The organism is Sphingomonas desiccabilis (assembly GCF_004135605.1).
Lineage (GTDB): Bacteria > Pseudomonadota > Alphaproteobacteria > Sphingomonadales > Sphingomonadaceae > Sphingomonas > Sphingomonas desiccabilis.
Genome location: NZ_SDPT01000001.1, coordinates 172,085 through 193,644 on the forward strand (window position 1 = coordinate 172,085; position 21,560 = coordinate 193,644).

At 70.0% G+C, this 21,560-nt stretch carries 16 protein-coding genes; 9 read left to right on the forward strand and 7 right to left on the reverse strand.

Annotated features, from left to right (window positions below):
• The first annotated feature begins 286 nt into the window (after positions 1-286).
• Entirely contained in the window at positions 287-643 is a 357-nt protein-coding gene (locus EO081_RS00755; protein WP_129340069.1) for a TfoX/Sxy family protein, read from the forward strand.
• Positions 644-704: 61 nt separating this feature from the next.
• On the opposite strand, the gene ppa is transcribed toward EO081_RS00755, so the two are convergent.
• Positions 705-1,283, reverse strand: a complete 579-nt coding sequence (gene ppa, locus EO081_RS00760; RefSeq protein WP_129340070.1) for an inorganic diphosphatase — start codon at positions 1,281-1,283, stop codon at positions 705-707.
• A 15-nt stretch (positions 1,284-1,298) separates the two neighbouring features.
• Entirely contained in the window at positions 1,299-3,221 is a 1,923-nt protein-coding gene (locus EO081_RS00765) for a M61 family metallopeptidase (RefSeq protein WP_129340071.1), read from the reverse strand.
• A 123-nt stretch (positions 3,222-3,344) separates the two neighbouring features.
• Between EO081_RS00765 and EO081_RS00770 the strand changes: the two genes are divergently transcribed.
• On the forward strand, positions 3,345-4,631 hold the full coding sequence (locus tag EO081_RS00770; RefSeq protein WP_165284415.1) for a methyltransferase family protein: 1,287 nt from the start codon (positions 3,345-3,347) through the stop codon (positions 4,629-4,631).
• A gap of 131 nt (positions 4,632-4,762) precedes the next feature.
• Here the strand turns inward: EO081_RS00770 and EO081_RS00775 are convergent, their stop codons facing one another.
• Genes EO081_RS00775 through EO081_RS00785 form a run of 3 tightly spaced genes read right to left on the reverse strand, consistent with a single transcriptional unit; the run spans position 4,763 to position 8,644 of the window.
• A complete protein-coding gene (locus tag EO081_RS00775; RefSeq protein WP_129340072.1) occupies positions 4,763-6,139 on the reverse strand; it encodes a glutamate--cysteine ligase in 1,377 nt (458 codons plus the stop codon).
• A gap of 58 nt (positions 6,140-6,197) precedes the next feature.
• Entirely contained in the window at positions 6,198-6,941 is a 744-nt protein-coding gene (locus EO081_RS00780; RefSeq protein ID WP_129341369.1) for a 16S rRNA (uracil(1498)-N(3))-methyltransferase, read from the reverse strand.
• Between the two features lie 32 nt (positions 6,942-6,973).
• Positions 6,974-8,644 (reverse strand): GGDEF domain-containing protein, encoded by a 1,671-nt coding sequence (locus EO081_RS00785; protein WP_165284416.1) that lies wholly within the window; start codon positions 8,642-8,644, stop codon positions 6,974-6,976.
• A 341-nt stretch (positions 8,645-8,985) separates the two neighbouring features.
• Between EO081_RS00785 and ubiA the strand changes: the two genes are divergently transcribed.
• Genes ubiA through EO081_RS00800 form a run of 3 tightly spaced genes read left to right on the forward strand, consistent with a single transcriptional unit; the run spans position 8,986 to position 12,072 of the window.
• Positions 8,986-9,900 (forward strand): 4-hydroxybenzoate octaprenyltransferase, encoded by a 915-nt coding sequence (gene ubiA / locus EO081_RS00790; RefSeq protein ID WP_129340074.1) that lies wholly within the window; start codon positions 8,986-8,988, stop codon positions 9,898-9,900.
• Between the two features lie 50 nt (positions 9,901-9,950).
• The gene (locus EO081_RS00795) at positions 9,951-11,297 is read left to right on the forward strand and encodes a TldD/PmbA family protein (protein WP_129340075.1); all 1,347 of its coding nucleotides are present in this window, start codon (positions 9,951-9,953) and stop codon (positions 11,295-11,297) included.
• Positions 11,290-12,072 carry a 3'(2'),5'-bisphosphate nucleotidase CysQ gene (locus EO081_RS00800; protein WP_129340076.1) on the forward strand — a complete coding sequence of 261 codons (783 nt, stop codon included), beginning with the start codon at positions 11,290-11,292 and terminating at the stop codon, positions 12,070-12,072. The genes EO081_RS00795 and EO081_RS00800 overlap by 8 nt, the downstream gene beginning before the upstream one ends.
• Positions 12,073-12,079: 7 nt before the next feature.
• On the opposite strand, the gene mutS is transcribed toward EO081_RS00800, so the two are convergent.
• Positions 12,080-14,656 carry a DNA mismatch repair protein MutS gene (gene mutS, locus EO081_RS00805; RefSeq protein WP_129341370.1) on the reverse strand — a complete coding sequence of 859 codons (2,577 nt, stop codon included), beginning with the start codon at positions 14,654-14,656 and terminating at the stop codon, positions 12,080-12,082.
• 133 nt (positions 14,657-14,789) lie between these two features.
• On the opposite strand from mutS, the gene EO081_RS00810 reads away from it, so the two are divergent.
• From EO081_RS00810 to EO081_RS00825, 4 genes are all read left to right on the forward strand, one after another.
• Positions 14,790-17,054, forward strand: coding sequence for an NADP-dependent malic enzyme (locus EO081_RS00810; RefSeq protein ID WP_129340077.1), 2,265 nt, complete (start codon positions 14,790-14,792; stop codon positions 17,052-17,054).
• Positions 17,055-17,543: 489 nt separating this feature from the next.
• Positions 17,544-18,938, forward strand: coding sequence for a helix-turn-helix domain-containing protein (locus tag EO081_RS00815; RefSeq protein WP_129340078.1), 1,395 nt, complete (start codon positions 17,544-17,546; stop codon positions 18,936-18,938).
• Between the two features lie 40 nt (positions 18,939-18,978).
• A complete protein-coding gene (locus EO081_RS00820) occupies positions 18,979-19,737 on the forward strand; it encodes an EAL domain-containing protein (protein ID WP_446444255.1) in 759 nt (252 codons plus the stop codon).
• 244 nt (positions 19,738-19,981) lie between these two features.
• Positions 19,982-20,422: an anthrone oxygenase family protein gene (locus EO081_RS00825; RefSeq protein WP_129340079.1), complete on the forward strand. Its 441-nt coding sequence runs from the start codon at positions 19,982-19,984 to the stop codon at positions 20,420-20,422.
• Between the two features lie 543 nt (positions 20,423-20,965).
• Here EO081_RS00825 and EO081_RS00835 read toward each other — a convergent pair.
• Positions 20,966-21,553 carry a hypothetical protein gene (locus EO081_RS00835; RefSeq protein ID WP_129340080.1) on the reverse strand — a complete coding sequence of 196 codons (588 nt, stop codon included), beginning with the start codon at positions 21,551-21,553 and terminating at the stop codon, positions 20,966-20,968.
• Between the last annotated feature and the right edge of the window lie 7 nt (positions 21,554-21,560).

Genomic DNA, 21,560 nt, shown 5'->3' on the forward strand with positions numbered 1-21,560 from the left:
CTGTACGCAGTCTAACACACGTCTAGTCGCCAACGAAGCGGTTCAATACTTGGGGCGCGTGCCCGACACATCCGTGTCGTTGTCGCGACTGCCGTCGCCTGGTTTGACCCAAGGTTCGTATTCACGGCAGACTAAAGGACCTTGGCAGCTGAGTCTCCGTTGCGGTCTCTGCCCGTCCCCTGAACAGGGACGCGTTTACGGGAAGCCCGGGCGGCGCCTAAACGGCTCGGTTCGGGCACGCCCGACCGTCCGCTTGGATGAGTGTACGACCGAGAGAGAGGGCCGGATGGGGGTCGACGCAGGGCTGATCGAATGGGTGGCGGAGGCGCTGGCGCCGATCGGCACCGTCACGTCGCGGCGGATGATGGGCGGGGCGACGCTCTATTGCGACGGCACCATCTTTGCGATCGCGTTCGATGAAGGGCTCTGGTTCAAGGCGGATGCCGAGAGCGACGCGGCCTGGGAGGCGGCCGACTGCGCGCGCTTCACCTATGCCAAGGGCGACGGCACGACGGGATCGATGAACTACCGGCGCGCGCCCGACGACGTCTATGACGATGCGGACGCGATGCGGGAGTGGGCCGGGCTCGCGCTGGCGGCGGGGGCGCGGGCGCCGAAGCCGAAGCGCAAGAACAAGCGCTGAAACGACGAACCCCGCCGGCACCTGGGTGCCGACGGGGTCCGGATCGCGTGTCGCTGAGCGCTTAGTCGCGGCCGGGGACGTCGTGGTCGAGCGGTTCCTCGCCACGGTCCTTGGCGGCGTTGTAGCGCTCGATCGCCTCCATGGTGATGCGTGCCGCCTCGTCGGCGTCGCCCCAGGTGCCGACGCGCACCCACTTCTGCTTCTCCAGGTCCTTGTAGTGGGTGAAGAAGTGCTCGATCTGCTGGAAGACGATTTCCGGCAGATCGGCGCGGCCACCGACCTTGGTGTAGTAGGGGAAGGTCGAGTCCACCGGCACGCACACCAGCTTCTCGTCGCCGCCGGCCTCGTCTTCCAGGTTCAAGACCGCGATCGGACGCACGCGCACGACGCAGCCCGGGATGAACGGCGTGCGCGACACCACCAGCGCGTCGAGCGGATCGCCGTCCGGCGACAGCGTGTGCGGCACGAAGCCGTAATTCGCCGGATAGCGCATCGGGGTGTGCAGGATGCGATCGACGAACAGCGCACCCGACGCCTTGTCGAACTCATACTTCACCGGCTCACCGCCGGTCGGCACCTCGATGATGACGTTCAGGTCTTCCGGCGGGTTCTTGCCCACCGGCACCATGTCGATCCGCATGTCGTGTCGTCCCTTTTACTTGGCGGCGAGCAGGCGATCGAGGCCCGTCTCACCCTGTCCGGTCTTTTCCAGCCGCGGATAGCGCAGGCCATCGTGATAGTCGATTGCCACCTCGCGCAGCTTGTCGCCGTTCTTGACCAGCAGGCGGATGGGCGTGCGGTTGCCCTTGGACGCGGTGACCGCGGCCTTGAGGCGATCGGCGCTGTAGCTTTCGCCGTTCACCGCGACGATGCTGCTGTCGACCGTCATCCCCGCGTCGAACGCCGGGCTGCCCCAGCTGACCGAGTTGACCGAGCCCGACTTGCCCGTGACGAGCCCCAGCGAATAGCTGAGGTCCGCCTGGTCGCGGTTGCGGTCGTTGTTGACGAAATAGGGCGTCGGCTGTTCGGTGTAGACCAGGCGGTAGCCGTTGTTGGTGAAGCCGCCGAGCGGTGCACGCTCAGACACGTTGTTGACGCGGCTGTTGAGGAAGCCGGCCCAGTCATAGGGCTGGATGCCGTTCAGCGTCTGGACCACGTCCTCGAACGTGTAGGTGAGCACGCCCCAGTCGCCGTCGCGCACGCCGAAGAAGGCGCGGGCGAAGTCGTCGATGCTCTTGGTGCCGCCCGACTGCTGGCGCAGGACGGAATCGACGTCCATCCAGATCAACAGGCCTTCGTTGTAATAATCCTCCGAGCGCTGCCAGCTGGTCCAGCCCTTGGGCCGGCGCGCCGAGATGATCGGATCGTTGGTGGTGTCGACCAGCGGGCGCCATTCGCGCGCACGGCGGTTGTCGAGGCTGGCTGCGATCGCGGCATAGGCGTCCAGCGTGTCCTGCTTGGTGACGATGCCCGAGCGCGCCTGGAGCACATAGCCCCAGAACTGGGTCTGGCCCTCATAGACCCACAAGAGCGAGTTGCGCATCGGCGTGCGATAGTCGGGCGTCCACAGGTCCGCGCCGCGGCGGAACTTGCCGTCCCAGCTGTGGGTGTATTCGTGCGGCAGCAGGTTGCGGCTGCCCGCACCCTCGTTCCACTTGGTGAAATAGCCCGGCTTCACGCCGTTTTCGGAGCTGCGGTGATGCTCCAGGCCGATGCCACCCATGGTGTCGGTGATCGCCAGCAGGAACTCGTACTTGTCGTAATGCTGGGCGCCGAACACGCGGGTCGCCTGCTCGACGAGCTTCTTGTGCGCGTCGATCTGCTCGGGAGTGGCGTTGAGCTCTTCGGGGCTGTCGGCGAAGACGTTGAGGTCGACGCGCGGCGACAGCGCCCACTGGCGATAATATTTGCCGGCAAAGGTGGGGGAGTCGACCAGCGTCTCGTAGCTCGTGCGCTGGTAGGAATAGATCGAGCCGTTGTTCGTCGCCGGCAGGCCTGCCGCAGCGGTCCAGCCGGCCGGATACTTGGCGGTCGCCTGGATCGGGATGCGGCGGGTGAAATAGCCGGCCGGGTAGAGGCTGACCGAGTTCCACTGGAGGTTCAGCATCGAAGGCGCCATGACGATGCGGCCCTGGTCACCGGCCGTCGCTGACAGGAACTGGAAGCTGACGTCGAGCTTCTTGGCACCGGCGGGCACATCGATGTGGAAGGCGAATACGTCTTGCGGATCGCGAGTCCAGGGCACGACCTTGCCATTGGCGCGGATCACCAGGCCGGCGAGCTTCTCGATCTCACCGCGCGGGCTGTGCGCGCCCGGCAGCCACTTCGGGAACAGCAGCACCATGTGGCCCGCCTCGGCGACCGGAATGGTCTCCTTCACGTTGAAGATGCCGCGCTGGATGTCGGTCGCGTCGACCTCCAGCAGGAGGGTGCCGGGATAGTCGATGTCGCGCGGGGCCGGGATCGTGTCGGTGAAGGGCACCGGCTGCGGCAGGGTATTGCCGGCGGGGTTCAGCTGCGCATGGGCGGGAACGGCAGAAGCGAGCAACAGGGCGGCGAACGCAGGGGTGCGAAACATGACGGCCTTTCGTCGAGGTGGGATGGTGTCGTGTAACGACATATCGCAGCGGGCGTCCAGCCTGTCGCAAGGCGGGACACGATTCCGGCTTCGATCCGCCGGGTGCGGCGGCTAGGGTCGGGCATGGCCTCCACGCTCGTGCCCGCTGCCGACACCGCGACCGCCGCCGATCCGCGCCCGCGATCGGCGGTGAGCACGGGCACCGGCCTCGCCGGCATGGCCGGTCTGCTCGCCTGGGTCGCGATCGCGCGCCATTATGGCATGGACGGGCCCTATGCCGCGCTGGTGAACCTCGTCGCCTGCGGGCTGCCGATGCTCGCCTGGTCGGTGCTGGTGGACAAGGTGCATCGCAACCCTTCGACCGGCATCGACTGGGCGACCCCGCGGCCGTGGCGGGCGACGCTGGACGTCAGCATCACCAAGCTGGCGGGGCTGTGGGCGACCTGGGTGGGGATCGCGCTGCTCTATGCGACGGGGCGCTTCTACTGGGACGGCGGCTTCGCCTTTGCCATGTGGTGCTTCGGCTATGCGGCGCCGGTGCTGTTCGTGCTGTCGATCCCCTATGTCCTGTGGATCGACCGCCACCTGGAGGCGCCGCGCGACGGCTGCTGGGCGTTCGGCGCCTGGCTGATGCACCTGGACGAGCCGATCGAACGCGAGGCGATCTTCGACCATCTGCGCGCCTGGGCGGTGAAGGCGTTCTTCCTGGCGTTCATGCTGGGAATCGTGCCGGGGGGCTTTCGCGAGTTCGTCGCCGCCGACACGGCCACGGTGCTGCACGATCCGGTGGCGCTGGCGCAGTGGCTGATCACCTTCATGTTCCTGGTCGACGTGGCGTTCGCGACCTGCGGCTATATCCTCGCGCTGCGGCCGATCGACACGCACATCCGCTCGGCAAATCCCTATGCGGCCGGCTGGGCGGCGGCGCTGATCTGCTATCCGCCGTTCGTGCTGATGGGCGACGGCGGCCCGCTCGACTATCATCCGGGAGGGGCCGAGTGGACGCACTGGTTCGCGGGCCATCCGGCGATCCTGGCGGCGATCGGCGCGGCGCTGGTGGCGCTGACGTTCGTCTATGCCTGGGCGACGGTGGCGTTCGGCCTGCGCTTCTCCAACCTCACCAACCGCGGGATCATCACCAACGGGCCCTACGCCTGGAGCCGCCACCCGGCCTATCTGTCGAAGAACCTGTTCTGGTGGCTGGTGAGCTGGCCGATGCTGGTGACGACGGGCAACTGGCTGGACGCGTTCCGCAACACCGCGATCCTGGGGCTGGTGAGCGGCGTCTATTACTGGCGCGCGCGCACCGAGGAGCGGCACCTGCTCGCGGACCCGGACTATCGTGCCTATTACGATTGGATGGGGCGGCACGGGCCGGTGCCGCGGTTCTTTCGGTGGCTTGGCGGCTAAGATAACCCGTACCCCGGCGAAGGCCGGGGTCCAGTTGGGGAACAGGCGAGGGGGGCGCGCGACCTCACTTAGGCTATCCCACCTGGGCCCCGGCCTTCGCCGGGGTACAAGCTATGCCGGGGTACGGGATTTCAGAACGTCAGTTCGTCGTAGACCCGCGTGACGTCGCCGTCCCAGCTGCTGCCGTAGCGGTCGAGCAGCTGCTGTGCCGGCACGCGGCCGTCGCGCACCACGTCGCGCAAGGGGGTGAGGAAGCCGGTCTCGTCGTCGCCCGCCGCATCGAGGCGGCCGCGCGCCTTGAGGCCGGCGCCGGCGATGTCGAGCACCTGCCGGGCGATGTCGCGCAGCGTGCCGCCCGTGTTGCCGAGCGGCGCATCGAGGCCCAGGCGCGGCACCGAGTCGCGCAGCGCCTGGCGGGTGTCGAGGCTCCAGTCCTTGACGAGGTCCCACGCCGCATCGAGCGCACCCTGGTCGTAGAGGAGGCCGACCCACAGCGCCGGGAGCGCGCAGATCCGGCCCCAGGGGCCGCCGTCGGCGCCGCGCATCTCCAGGAAGGTCTTGAGCCGCACCTCGGGGAAGGCGGTGGAGAGATGGTCCGCCCAGTCGTCCATCGTCGGCAGCTCGCCGGGGAGGACGGAGAGCTCGCCCTTCAGGAAATCGCGGAAGGAGAGGCCGGCGGCGTCGATATACTTGCCGTCGCGGTAGACGAAGTACATCGGCACATCGAGGGCGTAGTCGGCGTAGCGCTCGTAGCCGAAGCCGTCCTCGAACACGAAGGGCAGCATGCCGGTGCGGTGCGGATCGGTGTCCGACCAGATGTGGCTGCGGTACGAAAGCATGCCGTTGGGCTTGCCTTCGGTGAACGGCGAGTTGGCGAACAGCGCGGTCGCGAGCGGCTGCAGCGCCAGGCCGACGCGGAACTTCTGCACCATGTCGGCTTCCGACGCATAGTCGAGGTTCACCTGGATGGTGCAGGTGCGCAGCATCATGTCGAGCCCCATGCTGCCGACGCGCGGCATGTGCTCGAGCATGATCTTGTAGCGGCCCTTGGGCATGATCGGCAGCTCGGCGCGGGTCTTGTCCGGCCACATGCCGAGGCCCAGGAAGCCCAGGCCCAGCTTCTCGCCGACGGCCTTTACCTGGGTGAGATGCCGGCCGGTCTCGCCGCAGGTCTGGTGGAGGTTTTCGAGCGGCGCGCCCGACAGCTCGAGCTGGCCGGCGGGCTCCAGGCTGACGGTGCCGTCCTTCCCCGAGAGCGCGATGACCTTGCCGTTCTCCTCGATCGGCGTCCAGCCGAACTCGGTCAGCGCCATCAGCAGATCGCGGATGCCGCCGGGCTCGTCATAGCTGGGGGCGCGGTGGTCGCTGGTGCGGAACACGAACTTCTCGTGCTCCGTGCCGATACGCCAGCGTTCCGCGGGCTTCTCGCCGCCTGCGAAATAGCCGATCAGCTGGTCGCGGGTCTCGATGACCGCTGCGCTGGTGTCCGAAACGGTCTTGGTGCTCATGGGCTGCGCCCATAGGCGGTGCCGCGATGCGGCGCCAGCGCCGTTTTGATGGCCGGGGCTACCAGTCGCCGGCGCTGGCCATCCAGACGCTGATCGCCGCCGCCGCCGCCGTCTCCGCGCGCAGGATGCGGGGGCCCAGTGTCACGCCATGTGCCTGAGGAAGCGTACGAATCGCCTCGCGCTCCTCCGCGTCGAAGCCGCCTTCCGGGCCGATCAGCACGGCGCCGGGGCCGCGATGCTGCGCCATGGTCGTGGACGCCGGGGCGCCGCCGGTCTCGTCGGCGAAGAACAGCGCGCGCTCGGCCGGCCAGTCGCGCAGCAGCGCGGCGAGCTTCACCGGCTCGGCGAGCTCGGGCAGGGCGGTGCGGTCGCACTGTTCCGCAGCCTCGATCGCATGGGCGCGCAACCGGTCGAGGTTGAGCCGATCGACGACGGTGCGGCGGGTGAGCACCGGCACGATCCGCGCTACGCCCAGCTCGCACGCCTTTTCCACCGTCCAGTCGATGCGCCCCTTCTTGAGCGGCGCGGCGCAGAGCCACAGGTCCGGCACCGGCTCACGCGGGCGCAGCAGGTCGGTGACCTGGAGGGTGAGGTCGCGCTTGCCGGCATGGGCGACGGACGCCAGCCACTCGCCGGTCTGGTCGTCGAACAGCTTGACCGGATCGCCCGGCTTCGCGCGAAGCACCGACAGCAGGTAATGCGCCTGCGGCCCGTCGATGCGGATCGCCGCCTCGGGCGCGATCGTCGCTTCCAGGAACAGGCGCGGGGTGGACTGCGGCGGCCAGGCGGGGGTTGCGGGCATGGCGGCGGTGTTAGGCGAAGCCGGCGGCTTCGTCACGCCACCGTCTCGTCCACGACCAGGACGACGCGGTCGCGCCCCTCCTTCTTCGCCTGGTACATGGCGGCGTCGGCCTTGTCGGTGGCGGTGTCAATCGTGTCGCCCGGCGTGACGCAATAGGCGCCGACGCTGAGGGTGACGGGCACGCGTTCGCCATCACCGAGCGGGATGGGGGCAGCGCAGACCGCCTCCACCAGCCGGTCCGACACCTTGGTCAGCGGATCGCCGGCGAGACCGGGCAACAGCACGATGAACTCGTCGCCACCCCAGCGGCCGCAGAGGTCTGCGGGGCGGAGCGCGCCCTGGATGCGGTGTGCGATCTCCGCCACCACGGCGTCGCCCGCGACATGGCCGAAGCGATCGTTGATCTGCTTGAAATGGTCGACGTCGATCAGCAGCAGCCCGACCGAGGCGTCCCCGCGCTGGCGCTGGACCGCTTCGAACGCGGCGACGAAACCGCGCCGGTTGGCGACGCCCGTCGCCGAATCGCGGTTGGCGAGCCGTTCCAGCTCCACGGTCCGCTCCCGTACCCGCGCTTCGAGCGAGCGCGTGTGTTCGGCGACCGCGCGGGCCATCGCCGCGAACCGGCGCGACAGGCGCCCGATCTCGTCGTTGCGATCGGAGTCGAGCTGTTCGGCGGGTATGAAGTTGCCGCGTTCCGCCTCGATCACGCTCATCTCGAGCTGGGTGAGCGGATCGAGCACCACGCGCTTGAACAGGACGACGGCGAGCGCGCCGCCGATCACCAGCATCAGCACGATCAGCGCGGCGAGCGGGCCGAACAGGCCGCGGTCCACCATCGCGTCGGTGTCCATCACCGTCACATTGTACCAGTCGAGCCCGGTCAGATAGCCGACGCCGACCAGCACGCGTTCCCCGCCCATCTCCAGGAAGCTGGAGCGCGCGGTCGCCCGGCCCGAGGCGACATCGGCCATCATCGCGTGCAGCCGGGCGCGGTCCTTGCGGCTGCTCAGCATGTCGAAGACGGTCGGCGGGCGGCTGCGGCCGGGGTCGGAATAGCGGTCGACCTTGGTCGGATCGCGATGCGCCTGCACCGCGCCGTCATGGTCGACGAAGAAGGTCGAGACGCCCGGCTGGGTGTCGGCCAGCGCGTCGCGCACGAAGGAGGAAAGGTCGACGGCCGTGCCGGTGACGCCCAGCGCCTTGCCCTCGAAGCGGACGACGCAGTTGACGAACACGCGGGTGCGCTTGGCGACGTCGTCGGAGTCGACGTTGAGGTGGCAGTCGCGGGGGCGGGACAGCGCCTCGAAGAACCAGCGGTCGCGGGTGTTGCCGGGCTGGACGGTGAGCCGCGGGCGGTCGGCCGAATAGGGGCTGCCCGCCTCCTCGTAGAAATATTCCCGCGACGCGGCGGAGCCCACGAAGAAGGTGCCGCCCGCCGACAGCTGCACGACGCGGCGCAGCTCGGCGATGGCGGTGCGGCGCTTTTCGGCATTTCCTTCGTCGCGCAGCCAGCGGATGACCGCTTCCGAACGCGCGTTGGTTTCCGCAAGCGCGACGTCCCGCTGGAGGGTGCCGAGGCCGCGTGCCCGGTCATAGAGCACCTGCCGCTCCGCGAAGCCCGAGCCGAGCCGCACCAGCGTCAGGTCGACGACGCGGCCGAACGCCACGAAGCCGACCAGCGCGAGGAGGCCGATCAGCAGCATGCCCACCATCAGAACGCGGGACGTCAGGCTTGCGGAAATCGCACGCCAGAACCCCTTGAAGGGGAGCAGCTTGTTCGACCTGATCTTGCGTCTCCTGGGATTCGGCGCTCGCTTTGTGGCGCCGTCCAGGGCCTTCAAGCACGTAAACAGTAAATAATGTAGTCGGCAGGTTCGGGCAACGCGGGAAGCGCACGGGAGTTTCCCGACGGGCATGCGCACGGGGTGTCCAAGCTCCGTCGATCTGTGGCAGCAGGCCGCATGAACTCCCCGAATCCCCCGTTCCCGCCACGCCGGCACCCGAGCCCTTTCGAACGCCTTTCCCAGGCAAGGGGCGGCACGCGATGACCGCAGCGACCGAGATCGTGCCCGACAGCGAGCATCGCGGGCTGGTGGGGCGGTTGCCGGCGGGGCTACGGCCGTTCGCATTGCTGGCGCGCTTCGACCGGCCGATCGGCTGGTGGCTGCTGTTCTGGCCCGGCGCCTGGGCGATCGCGCTTGCGGGGCAGGGGATCGCGTGCTGGGACATGATCGCCTGGTTCCTGCTCGGCAGCATCGCGATGCGCGGCGCGGGCTGCGTCTACAACGACATCGTCGACCGCGACCTTGACCGGCAGGTGGCGCGCACGCGCAGCCGGCCGCTGGCGAGCGGGGCGGTGTCGCTGAAGGCGGCCTGGGCCTGGCTGCTGATCCTGTGCGCGGTCGGGCTGCTGGTGCTGGTGCAGCTGCGCCTGGCCGCAGCGATCGTTGCGGTCTCCAGCATCGTGCTGGTCGCTGCCTATCCCTTCATGAAGCGGATCACCTGGTGGCCGCAGGCGTGGCTGGGGATCGTGTTCAGCTGGGCGGCGCCGGTCGGCTGGGTGGAGGTGACCCACGGCAGCATCGTGCCGATGCTGCTGCTCTATGCGGGATCGATCACCTGGGTGATCGGCTACGACACCATCTATGCGCTGCAGGACGTGGAGGACGATGCGCTGGTGGGCGTGCGTTCGTCGGCACGGGCGATGGGAGCCAAGGTGCGGCCGGGGGTCGCCGCGCTGTACCTCGTTTCGCTGCTCTGCTGGGGCATCGCCTTGTGGCAGGTGTTCCCGACGCCGCTTGCGCTCCTCGCGCTGCTGCCGATGGCGCTGCACCTGGGCTGGCAGGTGGCGACCCTGAAACCGCAGGACGGGCACAACACGCTGGCTCGGTTCCGCAGCAATCGCGACGCCGGATTGCTGATGTTCCTGGCCTGCCTGGTGGTGGGAACGGCGGCCTGAATCGCCCGCGCGGCTTTGACCTTGGGGCCCCGGCTCCCTAAGTCGCCGCCATGCTGACCCCCGAACAGGCGCAGGCCCGCGCCGCCCAGGCGATCGACCGAGCCCGCGCCCGTGGCGCCGATGCCGCCGACGCCATCCTGATCGCCGACACGGCGCTCTCCGTCTCCGTGCGCCTGGGCGCCCTGGAGGACGTCGGTCGATCCGAGGGCGGCGAGCTGGGCTTGCGCGTCTTCGTCGGCAAGCGTTCGGCAAGCGTCGCCACCTCCGACCTGTCGGACGCGGCGCTCGACGAAGTGGCCGAGCGCGCCGTGGCGATGGCGCGGCTGGCGCCCGAGGACGCCTGGGCGGGCCTGGCGCCGGCCGAGCGGCTGATGAAGGGAACCGCGCCGCTGCTCGACCTGGACGACGGCGGCGACGTCGCGCCCGAGGCGCTGAAGGCGCAGGCGCTGGCAGCCGAGGATGCGGCGCGCGCGGTCGCGGGCGTCACCAATTCGGAGGGCGGCAGTGCGAGCGCCAGCCGCGCGGTGGTGGCGCTGGCCACCAGCCACGGCTTTGCGGGCAGCTATGCCGTCACCAGCCATGGTGTCTCGGCAAGCGTGCTGGCGGGCACCGGATCGGGCATGCAGCGCGACTATGCGCACCACAGCGCGCGCCATCGCGCGTCGCTGGAGGCGCCGGAGGCGATCGGACGGCTGGCGGGCGAGCGCGCGGTGGCGCGGCTCGATCCGGCGCGGATCGCGTCCGGCGCGATGCCGGTGGTGTTCGACCCGCGGGTGGGATCGAGCCTGCTCGGCCACCTGACCGGCGCGATCGCGGGGCCGGGCGTGGCGCGCGGCACCAGCTTCCTGCGCGACGCGCTCGGGACGGCGGTGTTCGGGCCGGGCGTCACCATCCGCGACGATCCGCACCGGCCGCGCGGGCTTCGCTCGCGGCCGTTCGACGGGGAGGGGCTGCCGGTCTCGCCGCTCGCGATCGTCGAGGGCGGCGTGCTGCAAAGCTGGCTGCTGGACAGCGCCTCGGCACGGCAGCTGGGGCTGGAGCCGACCGGCCATGCCACCCGCGGCATCGGCGGCGGGCCGGGCGTGGGCACCAGCAACCTCTATATGGAAGCGGGGCGCATCACCCGCGAGGCGCTGATCGGCGAGATCGAGCACGGCGTGCTGGTGACCGAGCTGATCGGGCACGGCGTGAACGGCGTGACGGGCGACTATAGCCGCGGCGCCGCCGGCTTCCTGATCGAGAAGGGCGAAATCACCCGGCCGGTCGCGGAGATCACCATCGCGGGCAACCTGCGCCAGATGTTCGCGGGCCTGGTGCCGGCGAGCGACCTGGAGTTCCGCTATGGCGTGAACGTGCCGACGATCCGGATCGACGGAATGACGGTGGCGGGTGGCTGACACGCTGCTCGACGCACTGGCGGCGATTGCTGCCGAAGCGGCGACGCTGGCGCATGGGCGCGCGGCGACCGACTTCGAGCGCTGGGAAAAGGCGCCGGGCAACCCGGTGTGTGAGATCGACCTGGCGGTGGACGCGCTGCTGCGCGAGCGGCTGAGCGCGCTGCTGCCCGATGCCGGCTGGCTGTCGGAGGAATCGGCCGACGATCCCGTGCGGCTCGCCAAGCGGCGGGTGTGGATCGTCGATCCGATCGACGGCACCCGCGACTATATCCGCGGGCGGCCGGGCTGGTCGGTGTCGGTGGCGCTGGTGGAGGACGGGCAGCCGGTGCTGGGCGTGCTCGACGCCCCGGCGCGGCACGAGCGCTGGCGCGCGGCGGCGGGCGAGGGGGCGTGGCGCAACGGTGTTCGGCTGACCGCGAGCGACATCGCCCGGATCGCGGGCGCGCGCACGCCGGTGGACGCGCTGCCCAAGGCGGACCGCGACCTGGTGGCGGTGGCCAAGCCTAACTCGATCGCGCTGCGCATGGCGATGGTGGCGGCGGGCGAGGCGGACCTGCTCGCGACCTTCCGCTGGGGCAACGAGTGGGACGTGGCCGCAGCGGTGCTGCTGCTGCGCGAGGCCGGCGCGACCGTGACCGACTCGCTCGGCAAGCCGCTGCGCTTCAACACGCCGCGCGCCCAGGCGTTCGGCGTCCTGGCGACCGCGCCCGGCATCCATGCGGCGGCGGTGGACCGGCTGCGGCCGCGGGCGATCGCGGCGCTGGGGCGGCCCTGAGCGCGCGCTAGTCCCGGGCGAGTTCCTTCAACCGGTAGAGCGCGTCGAGCGCGGCGCGCGGGGTGAGGGCATCGAGGTCGAGCCCCGCCAGCTCGGTGCGCAGCGCATCGGGCCTTTCTTCCTCGGCCGGCTGGATGGCGGCGAACAGCGGCAGATCGTCGAGGCCGGCGGCAAGCCCGCCGGTCTTCTGGCGGCCGGCTTCCAGCTTGGCGAGCACCGCCTTGGCGCGTGCGACCGTCGCGGGGGGAAGTCCCGCGAGCCGGGCCACCGCCAGGCCGTAGCTGCGGTCAGCGGGGCCCTCGCCGAGTTCGTGGAGGAGCACCAGATCGCCCTTCCATTCACGTGCGCGCACGTGGTGGAGGCTCAGCGCCTCGCAGCGCTCCGCCAGGCGGGTGAGCTCGTGATAATGGGTCGCGAACAGGCAGCGGCAGCGGTTGTCCTCGTGGATCGCCTCCACCACCGCCCAGGCGATGGCGAGGCCGTCATAGGTGGAGGTGCCGCGGCCGACTTCGTCCAGGATCACGAAGCTGCGGGGGGTCGCCTGCGCCAGGATCGCGGCGGTCTCGACCATTTCGACCATGAAGGTGGAGCGGCCGCGCGCGAGATTGTCCGAGGCGCCGACGCGGCTGAACAGCCGGTCGACCAGGCCGAGCGTGGCGCGGGTCGCGGGCACGTAGCTGCCGGCCTGGGCGAGCACCGCGATCAGCGCGTTCTGGCGCAGGAAGGTCGACTTGCCGCCCATGTTGGGGCCGGTCACCAGCCAGAGGCGGTTGTCTTCCGACAGGCGGCAGTCGTTGGCGACGAAGCGCCCGCCGGCCTTGGCGACGGCAGCCTCGACCACCGGGTGGCGGCCGCCCTCGATCTCCAGGCAGGCGTGGTCGACCAGGTCGGGGCGCGCCCAGCCGCCCTCGGCCGCGCGTTCGGCGAGGCCGGCGGCGACGTCGATGCGGGCGAGCGCGTCGGCGGTGGCAGCAATGGCCTCGCGGTTTCCAAGCACCCGGCCGGTCAGTTCCTCCAGATGGGCGGCTTCGGCGGCGAGCGCATGGGCGCCGGCCTGGGTGACCTTGAGCGCGACCTCGTGCAGTTCGGGCGCGTTGAAGCGCACGCAGCCGGCGAGCGTCTGGCGATGGGTGAAGCCGCTGTCGGCCTTCATCAGCGCGTCGGCGGCGCGGGCCGGCACCTCGATATGATAGCCGAGCACGCCGTTGTGGCGGATCTTGAGCGCGTTGACGCCGGTGCGGGTGCGGAACTCCGCCTCCAGCGCGGCGATCGCGCGACGGCCGCCGGCGCCGGTGGCGCGCAGGTCGTCGAGCGCGGCGTCATAGCCCTCGGCGATATAGCCGCCGTTGGCGGCGTCGATCGGCGGCGAGGGGACGAGCGCGCGGGTGAGCAACTCGACCAGCGCGCCATGGCCGCGCAAGGCCGGCACCAGCTGCCCGAGCAGCGGCGGCGCGTCGGCGAGCTGTTCGAGGCGGTCGCCGAGCGTGCGGGCGCCGTCGAGGCCGTCGCGCAGCTGCCCCAGGTCGCGCGGGCTTCCGCGGCCGGCGGCGATGCGGCCGAGCGCGCGGCCGACGTCGGGGAGCGCGCGCAGGGCGGAACGGACGCCGTCGCGCAGGCCGGGATCGTCGTGGAACCGGGTGACGGCGTCGAGCCGGGCCTCGATCGCGGCCCGGTCCATCAGGGGCGCGGCGATGTCGGCACCGAGCAGCCGCGCGCCCGCACCCGTGACGGTGCGGTCGACCGCGTCGAGCAGGCTGCCGCTGCGGCTGCCCGAGGTGGTGCGGGTGAGCTCCAGGCTCTCGCGGGTCGCGGCGTCGACCGCCATGCACTGGTCGTTGCGCGACACCAGGGGCGGGCGCAGGAACGGGAGGCTGCCGCGCGCGGTATGCTCGAGATAGGCGACCAGCCCGCCCGCGGCGGCGAGCCCGGCACGGCCGAAGCTGCCGAAGCCGTCGAGCGTCGCGACGCCGAACAGCGCCTTCAGCCGCGTCTCGCCGGCGGCGCTGTCGAAGTCGATGCGCGGGCGCAGGCTCGTCGCGATCTCGGCGAAGGCGGAGGCTTCGGAGGCCACGACCTCGGCAGGGGCGAGGCGGGCGACCGTGGCGGCGAGCGCATGGGCGTCCGTCTCGATCAGCTCGAACCGGCCGGTGGAGACGTCGGCGGCGGCGATCGCGACCTCGCCGCCCGCCTCGCCCACCGCCACGCACCAGTTGGCGGCGCGCGCGTCGAGCAGCGCTTCCTCGGTCAGCGTGCCGGCGGTCACCACGCGCACGATCGCGCGCTGGACCAGCGCCTTGGAGCCGCCGCGCTTCTTGGCTTCCTCGGGCGTCTCGACCTGTTCGGCGATGGCGACGCGGTGGCCGGCCTTGATCAGCCGCGCCAGATACCCCTCGGCCGCGTGCACCGGCACGCCGCACATCGGGATCTTCGCCCCCTCGTGCTCGCCGCGCGCGGTGAGCGCGATGTCGAGCACGGCCGCGGCGATTTTCGCGTCGTCGTGAAACAGTTCAAAAAAGTCGCCCATGCGGTAGAACAGCAGGCAGTCGGCGGCTTCGGCCTTGAGCGCGAGATATTGCGCCATCATGGGCGTCGGGGCTGGAACGGCTGGCATGGGCGCGTGGGTAGCCGAAGAAGCTGCCGCCGTCATGTCCGGGCTGGGGGTGACGGAGGCGAGGATGCATCCTAAGGGCAGGGCCATCAGTGCGGGAAGGTTGCAGATGGCAGAAGAATCGAACGTCCAATTCTCCGAGCGCGAGGCGCTGCTGTTCCACTCGGAGGGACGGCCGGGAAAGATCGAGATCATCGCGTCGAAGCCCATGTCGACGCAGCGCGACCTGGCGCTCGCCTATTCGCCGGGCGTTGCCGTGCCGGTGCGCGCGATCGCGGCCGATCCTGCCACTGCCTATGACTATACCGCCAAGGGCAACCTGGTCGCGGTGATCTCCAACGGCACCGCGATACTTGGCCTCGGCAATCTGGGCGCGCTCGCGTCCAAGCCGGTGATGGAAGGCAAGTCGGTGCTGTTCAAGCGCTTCGCCGACGTCGATTCGATCGACATCGAGCTGAAGACCGAGGACGTCGACCGCTTCATCGACGCCGTCGAGCTGATGGAGCCGACCTTCGGCGGCATCAATCTGGAGGACATCAAGTCCCCGGAATGCTTCATCATCGAGCAGACCCTCCGGGAACGCATGAACATCCCGGTGTTCCATGACGACCAGCACGGCACCGCCATCATCGCCGCCGCGGGCCTGATCAACGCGCTGTACCTCACCAAGCGCGACATCGCCGAGACCAAGGTGGTGATGAACGGCGCCGGTGCGGCCGCACTCGCCTGCGCGGACCTGGTGAAGGTGATGGGCGTCCGGCAGGAGAACCTGCTGATGGTCGACCTGGACGGTGTGCTCTACCAGGGCCGCGAAGCCGGCATGAACCAGTGGAAGTCGGCGCATGCCGTCGCCACGGACAAGCGCACCCTGGCCGAGGCGCTGGACGGCGCCGACGTGTTCATGGGGCTGTCGGCCGCGAACGCGCTGCCGGCCGAGCTGCTCAAGAAGATGGCGCCGAACCCGATCGTGTTCGCGATGGCGAACCCGGATCCGGAGATCACCCCGCCGGAGGCCAAGGTCGCGCGTCCGGACGTGATCATCGCCACCGGCCGTTCGGACTATCCGAACCAGGTCAACAACGTGCTGGGCTTCCCGTTCATCTTCCGCGGCGCGCTCGACGTGCGCGCGACCACGATCAACGACGCGATGAAGGTCGCTGCCGCACAGGCGATCGCCAAGCTCGCGCGCCAGCAGGTGCCCGAGGAAGTGGCGGCCGCCTATGGCGTGAAGCACAGCTTCGGCCCGGAATACATCATCCCGGCGCCGTTCGACCCGCGGCTGATGGAACTGGTCCCCGCCGCCGTCGCCCAGGCGGCGATGGATTCGGGCGTCGCGACCAAGCCGATCCTGGACATGGACGCCTATCGCCACAAGCTGCGCGGCCGGCTCAACCCGACCACCTCGGTGCTCAGCCTCGCCTATGAGGGCGCCAAGGCGCATCCCAAGCGCGTGATCTTTGCCGAGGGCGAGGAAGAGGTGGTGCTGCGCGCCGCCATCAACTTCCGCGAGGGCGGCTATGGCACGCCGGTGCTGGTGGGCCGCGACGACGTCTACGATCGCCTCCGTGCGCTCGGCGTGACGGACCCGGAGACCTACGAGGTCCACAATAGCCGCCATTCGCCGCTGGTGCCGGAAATGGTGGACTTCCTCTACGCCCGCCTCCAGCGCCGCGGCTATCTGCGCCGCGACTGCGAGCGGATGGTGAACCAGGATCGCAACATCTTCGGCGCGCTGCTGCTGCAGCTGGGCAAGGGCGATGCGATGATCACCGGCGTCACGCGCACCTATGCGCAGACGATCCGCGAGCTGCGCCGCGTGATCGATCCCAAGGAGGGCCGCACCCCCTTCGGCATCCACGTGCTGGTGGGGCAGAGCCACACGGTGTTCATCGCCGACACGACGGTCAACGAGCGCCCGAACTCCGAGGAACTGGCCGACATCGCCGAGGCGACCGCGCAGGTCGCGCGCCGCATGGGCCACGAGCCGCGCGTCGCGTTCCTGAGCTACGCCAACTTCGGCAACCCCGAGGGCAAGTGGCTGGAGCAGCTGCGGGGTGCCGTGGGCGTGCTCGACAAGCGCGAGGTGAGCTTCGAATATGAGGGCGAGATGACGCCCGACGTCGCGCTCAACCCGCGCCAGCTCGCGAACTATCCGTTCGCCCGCCTGTCCGGCCCGGCCAACGTGCTGATCATGCCGGGGCTGCAGTCCGCCAACATCTCGGCCAAGCTGCTGCGCGAACTGGGCGGCGACGACATGATCGGCCCGATGCTGATCGGCATGGAAAAGCCGGTGCAGATCGCGCCGATGACCTCGACCGCGAGCGAACTGGTGACGCTCGCGGTGCTGGCCGCCGGCGGCATGGTCGACGGCTGATCCTTTGGGGAGGAGCTGCGATTGCGCGGCCCCTCCCACAGATGGCGGGGGCGCGAGGCCGCTCGCCTTCCTCGTTTGTCGTGCTCCCGCGAAGGCGGGAGCCCAGGGTTGCCGACGTACGGCCTATGTTGCTCTGCTGAGTCTCTTTCTGCGCAGGGACACGCGGCTGCCATGCCGCGCGCCTCACACACGAAAATGCCCGCCGGAGATGGCTCCGGCGGGCACCTTTCCTCCCCAGGAACGGGTAGACCGGGCCTTCAGGCCGGCCGAGACGGTGATCGGGGTGCCGGACGGCACGGTTCGCTGCCGATGGCGGCGCGACCTTGTCATGTCCTTTACAGCTGCACCCCGAAGTTGCCGGACCTGTTTGCCCGAGGGCGGCGCCTTTCAGAAGCAGGCGCGCGCGGGAAAAGCGGTCACGGAGTGGAAGCGCTCGCCCCGGCAGCGGTGATGCTGTAAAGTCTTCACAGAGATTCGGGGAGGAGCGGGATGGCGGAGCGCAAGCTGCTGGCGGGACATGCGGTCCGGCGGGTGCGGCGGCAGGCCGGGCTCACCCAGGCGGCGATGGCCGAACTGCTCGGCATCTCGCCCAGCTACCTCAACCTCGTCGAGCGCAACCAGCGTCCCTTGTCGGCGGCGCTGCTGGTGCGGCTGGCCGAGCGGTTCGACTTCGATCCGCGCACGCTGACCAGCGGCGAGCCGGCGGGTGGAGTGGATGCGCTGCGGCGGCGGCTGGCCGACCCGATGTTCGCGGACCTGGAGATCGACCGCCACGAAGTCGCCGAGTGGCTGGCGAGCGCACCGGGCGGGGCGGAGGCGTTCGCGCGCGTGTTCGACCGGCTGGGCGGGGCAGGCGATGCCGCGGGGGCCGCTCCCGCCGCCGACGACCCGCAGGTGCTGGTGCGGCGCGAGGTGGAGCGCTGGCGCAACCATTTCGCCGAGCTGGACGAACTCGCCGAGGGCGTCGCCGACGAGCTGCGCCAGTCGGCAGCGGACCTGGGCGCTGCGCTCGCCGAGCGGCTGCGGGTGCGGCACCAGCTGTCGGTGCGGGTGCTGCCGGCCGAGGTGCTGCCGGACCGGCTCTTTCGCCTCGACCTCCATGCGCGGCAGCTGCAGCTGTCGGAGCTGCTGGGCCCCGCCCAGCGGTTGCAGCTGCTTGCGCGGCAGATCGGGCAGAGCGAGGCGCGGGTGCCGGTGGAGGCGCTGGTGCGCGGCGCCGGCTTCAGCGACCGCGCGGCGGAGCGGCTCTACCGCCGCCACCTGCTGGGCTATTTCGCGGCGGCCGTGACCATGCCCTATGCCCGGTTCCTGCGGGCGTGCGAGGCGACCGGCTATGACGTGCCGCTGCTCGCGCGGCGGTTCGGCACGTCGTTCGAGCAGGTGGCGCACCGGCTGACGACGCTGGGGCGGGTGGGGGCGCGGGGGCTCGCCTTCTGCCTCCTGCGGATCGACCGGGCGGGGCAGGTGTCGAAGCGCTTTGCCGGGATGAGCGGATCGCCGGTGGCGGACGCCGCCGGGCTTTGTCCGCTGTGGAGCGCGTTCGAGGCGTTCGCCCGTACCGATACGGCGGTGACCCAGCTGGTGGAGCTGGAGGACGGCAGCCGCTGGTTCAGCTGGGCGCATGTCGTCCACCCGGCGGTGGGCGCGGTGGCGGGGGTGCGCGCGCGTTACGGGATCGCACTGCTGCTGGGGGCGGACCAGGCGCGCGGCTGGGCGGCGGCGCGGGGCACCGAGCTGGGCGGCGAGGCGGTGGGCATCGGGCTTGGCTGCCGTGCCTGCACGCGGCGCGACTGCGGCCAGCGCTCGGCGCCGCCCGCGGGGCACGCGCTGCTGGTCCACGAGCGCGAGGGCGGGGTGACGCCGTTCGCCTTTGCCGGGGACTGACCGACACAAGTTGCTAAGATTTCGATGCTATTGGGGATGCATGACTGATACGCCTTCCCGCGGATGCAGCGCCTGCCGCGAGGGACGGGCGCTCGACTTTGCCATTGCAATGGCCTTCCAGCCGATCGTCGACCTGCGCACGGGCCGCCCCTGGGCCTATGAGGCGCTGGTGCGCGGGGCCGATGGCGAATCCGCCGCAAGCGTGCTGGCGCGAGTGACGCCGGAGAATCGCTATGCCTTCGACCAGCAGTGCCGGGTGGCGGCGATCGAGGGGGCGGTGGCGGCCGGGTTGCTGGAGACGGGGGCGCGGCTGTCGATCAACTTCCTGCCGAACGCCGTCTACTCGCCCAAGGCGTGCATCCAGCTGACGCTGCGGACCGCGCAGGCGACCGGGCTTCCGACCGACCGGCTGATGTTCGAGTTCACCGAGGACGAGCGGATGGCCGATCCGGCCCATGTGCTGAACATCGTCGAAAGCTATCGCGAGATGGGCTTCACCACCGCGCTGGACGATTTCGGGGCGGGCTATGCCGGGCTGGGGCTGCTCGCGCGGTTCCAGCCCGACGTCATCAAGCTCGACATGGCGCTGCTGCGGGGCCTGGACGCGAGCGAGCCGCGCCGGATGATCGTGGAGTCCATGGTGGGGCTGTGCCGCAGGCTGGGCGTGACGGTGATCGCCGAAGGGATCGAGACGCGCGGCGAGCTGGATGCGGTGCGCGCGCTCGGCATCGAGCTGGTGCAGGGCTATCTGCTGGCGAAGCCGGCGTTCGAGGCGCTGCCGGAGCCGGTGCTGGCTTGAGGCAGGGGATGGGTCGTAGGCGCATCGAGGCCGACGGACCGGAAACGCCATAGCGGACGTCCTTGCCTTGCCATCGCCCGATGCAGCGCTCAGAATGGGCAGGCCGAAAATAGAGTAGCAGGTCGGTAGCTCCTGCGCCCGTCTCATCGGGTTCTTCCCAGCCACGGCGTCAACCTAACCTGCTTGGGAAGGCGCTGCCGTTGTATCCCGCGCCTTCTCGGGACGAGAGCGTAGGATGATATCGATGGTCTTCTTCTCGATCATGGCGCTTGTGAGCGCCGCACTGTTTACCGGCGCGGCGGGCTACATCACCCTCGTCGAACATCCCGCTCGTCTGCAACTGGATGACGGACCCTCGCTGGCGCAGTGGCGACCGAGCTACGAGAGGGCGCTGCCGATCCAATCCGGGCTCGCAATAGCTGGCGGGCTCGCGGGCCTGGCGGCGTGGTATATGTCCGGCGAGTGGATCTGGGTTGCAGCCAGCGTCCTCCTGCTTGCCAACTGGCCCTTCACGCTGTTGGCGATCATGCCCACTAACAAGCGGCTCAAGGCGATACGTCAGGACCAGGCCGGTCCGGAGAGCCGCACATTGCTCCTCTCGTGGGGTAAGCTGCACAAGGTCAGAGCCGCGCTGGGGCTCGCGACCATGCTGCTATTCGCGTGGGGCTTGGCGATCGTAGCCTGACGGCCGCTTTCCACCCATTGCACGAAGCCGCTGCGAAACCGGCCCCCGGGAGCGGACTGGCAGGAAACGCCCAAAGTCAGTCGTTCAGGTCGACGCTCGCGTCGGCCGAAAGCGGACGTTCGTTTATGGGACGCGGAACGGCCGCCATTGGGTCTTTCCTGCCCGGCAGCTAACGGGAGCCCGGAGGCCTATAGCTGCCGCTAGCTGTGGCTGAAGGGCGCCGGCGAAGGTTCAGAGCGTTATACCTGCGGCCCGCCAGTTCATCGAGCGAGCTGCGAACCCTCATGGAGCAGCCGCCGTTAGTAGCAGGCGACAAGGATCGCTCGTGACGCCCTAAGTAGCGCGTTCGGTCGCAGCTGGATCGCTGCCGAAGCCTCAAGGTACGAATACCGCTCGGACGCAGCCATCCTCCTTGTGCTTGAACATGTGATAGCCGGTCGGCCTGTCCTCAAGCGAGAAGCGATGGGTGGCCAAGGCGGCCGGAGTCAGTTCGCCCCGCCGATCTGCTCGAGCGTCATCGCCGGCCCCTCAACCCGCCCTGCGCTACGCGCCCGACGTGGGCAGCGCGTCGGCGACTGTGCCTTCCGCCCGATAGTCGGGCGGGATCCGGAAGTCCTTGCGCGCGAGGCCGCGCGAGGCTTCCGCGCCGCGTGGCAGGCCGCTGCGATCCGAATAGTCGCGCTCGCTACCCGGATCGCGGCGATGCACCGCCTTCACGCCCGCATAAGCGGCGAGATCGAGCAACGCGATCCCGGCAACCACCGCTGTCGCGATTGCAGCGTTGCGGCGCTGGGGGTTGTCGCGGTGCAGCGCCGTCGCGAGCGTGGCGAGATCGAGCGCATCGCCCCCGAGCCGGGCCGCCAGCCCGACCGGCTTGTTGATCGACAATGTCGGCACCGCGCTTGCCAGTTCGCGTGCGCCATAGGCACGGATCAGCCCCTCCTTGCCGTCCAGCCCGAGCGTGCGGGCGATCCGCCCAGGGGCGACCAGTTCGGCAACACCGAGCCCGATCGAAAACCAGCCCAAGGCTCGCGCCAGCCGGTCCGGACCGGTCAGGGAGCTTGGGCCTTTGCGCTCGATGCGGGGATCACCCTGGGAGCGGGCAATATGCGTCAGATTGGTGAGAGACATGGTGACA

What these genes read in the sequence shown, in the direction of transcription:
- EO081_RS00825 (WP_129340079.1), top strand. Translation starts at nt 19,982, where the DNA reads ATGGTCTTCTTCTCGATCATGGCGCTTGTGAGCGCCGCACTGTTTACC.
- mutS (WP_129341370.1), bottom strand. Translation starts at nt 14,656, where the DNA reads ATGATGGCGCAATATCTCGCGCTCAAGGCCGAAGCCGCCGACTGCCTG.
- ppa (WP_129340070.1), bottom strand. Translation starts at nt 1,283, where the DNA reads ATGCGGATCGACATGGTGCCGGTGGGCAAGAACCCGCCGGAAGACCTG.
- EO081_RS00795 (WP_129340075.1), top strand. Translation starts at nt 9,951, where the DNA reads ATGCTGACCCCCGAACAGGCGCAGGCCCGCGCCGCCCAGGCGATCGAC.
- EO081_RS00810 (WP_129340077.1), top strand. Translation starts at nt 14,790, where the DNA reads ATGGCAGAAGAATCGAACGTCCAATTCTCCGAGCGCGAGGCGCTGCTG.
- EO081_RS00755 (WP_129340069.1), top strand. Translation starts at nt 287, where the DNA reads ATGGGGGTCGACGCAGGGCTGATCGAATGGGTGGCGGAGGCGCTGGCG.
- EO081_RS00820 (WP_446444255.1), top strand. Translation starts at nt 18,979, where the DNA reads ATGACTGATACGCCTTCCCGCGGATGCAGCGCCTGCCGCGAGGGACGG.
- EO081_RS00770 (WP_165284415.1), top strand. Translation starts at nt 3,345, where the DNA reads ATGGCCTCCACGCTCGTGCCCGCTGCCGACACCGCGACCGCCGCCGAT.
- EO081_RS00815 (WP_129340078.1), top strand. Translation starts at nt 17,544, where the DNA reads ATGGCGGAGCGCAAGCTGCTGGCGGGACATGCGGTCCGGCGGGTGCGG.
- EO081_RS00765 (WP_129340071.1), bottom strand. Translation starts at nt 3,221, where the DNA reads ATGTTTCGCACCCCTGCGTTCGCCGCCCTGTTGCTCGCTTCTGCCGTT.
- EO081_RS00835 (WP_129340080.1), bottom strand. Translation starts at nt 21,553, where the DNA reads ATGTCTCTCACCAATCTGACGCATATTGCCCGCTCCCAGGGTGATCCC.
- EO081_RS00775 (WP_129340072.1), bottom strand. Translation starts at nt 6,139, where the DNA reads ATGAGCACCAAGACCGTTTCGGACACCAGCGCAGCGGTCATCGAGACC.
- EO081_RS00785 (WP_165284416.1), bottom strand. Translation starts at nt 8,644, where the DNA reads ATGCTGCTGATCGGCCTCCTCGCGCTGGTCGGCTTCGTGGCGTTCGGC.
- EO081_RS00780 (WP_129341369.1), bottom strand. Translation starts at nt 6,941, where the DNA reads ATGCCCGCAACCCCCGCCTGGCCGCCGCAGTCCACCCCGCGCCTGTTC.
- ubiA (WP_129340074.1), top strand. Translation starts at nt 8,986, where the DNA reads ATGACCGCAGCGACCGAGATCGTGCCCGACAGCGAGCATCGCGGGCTG.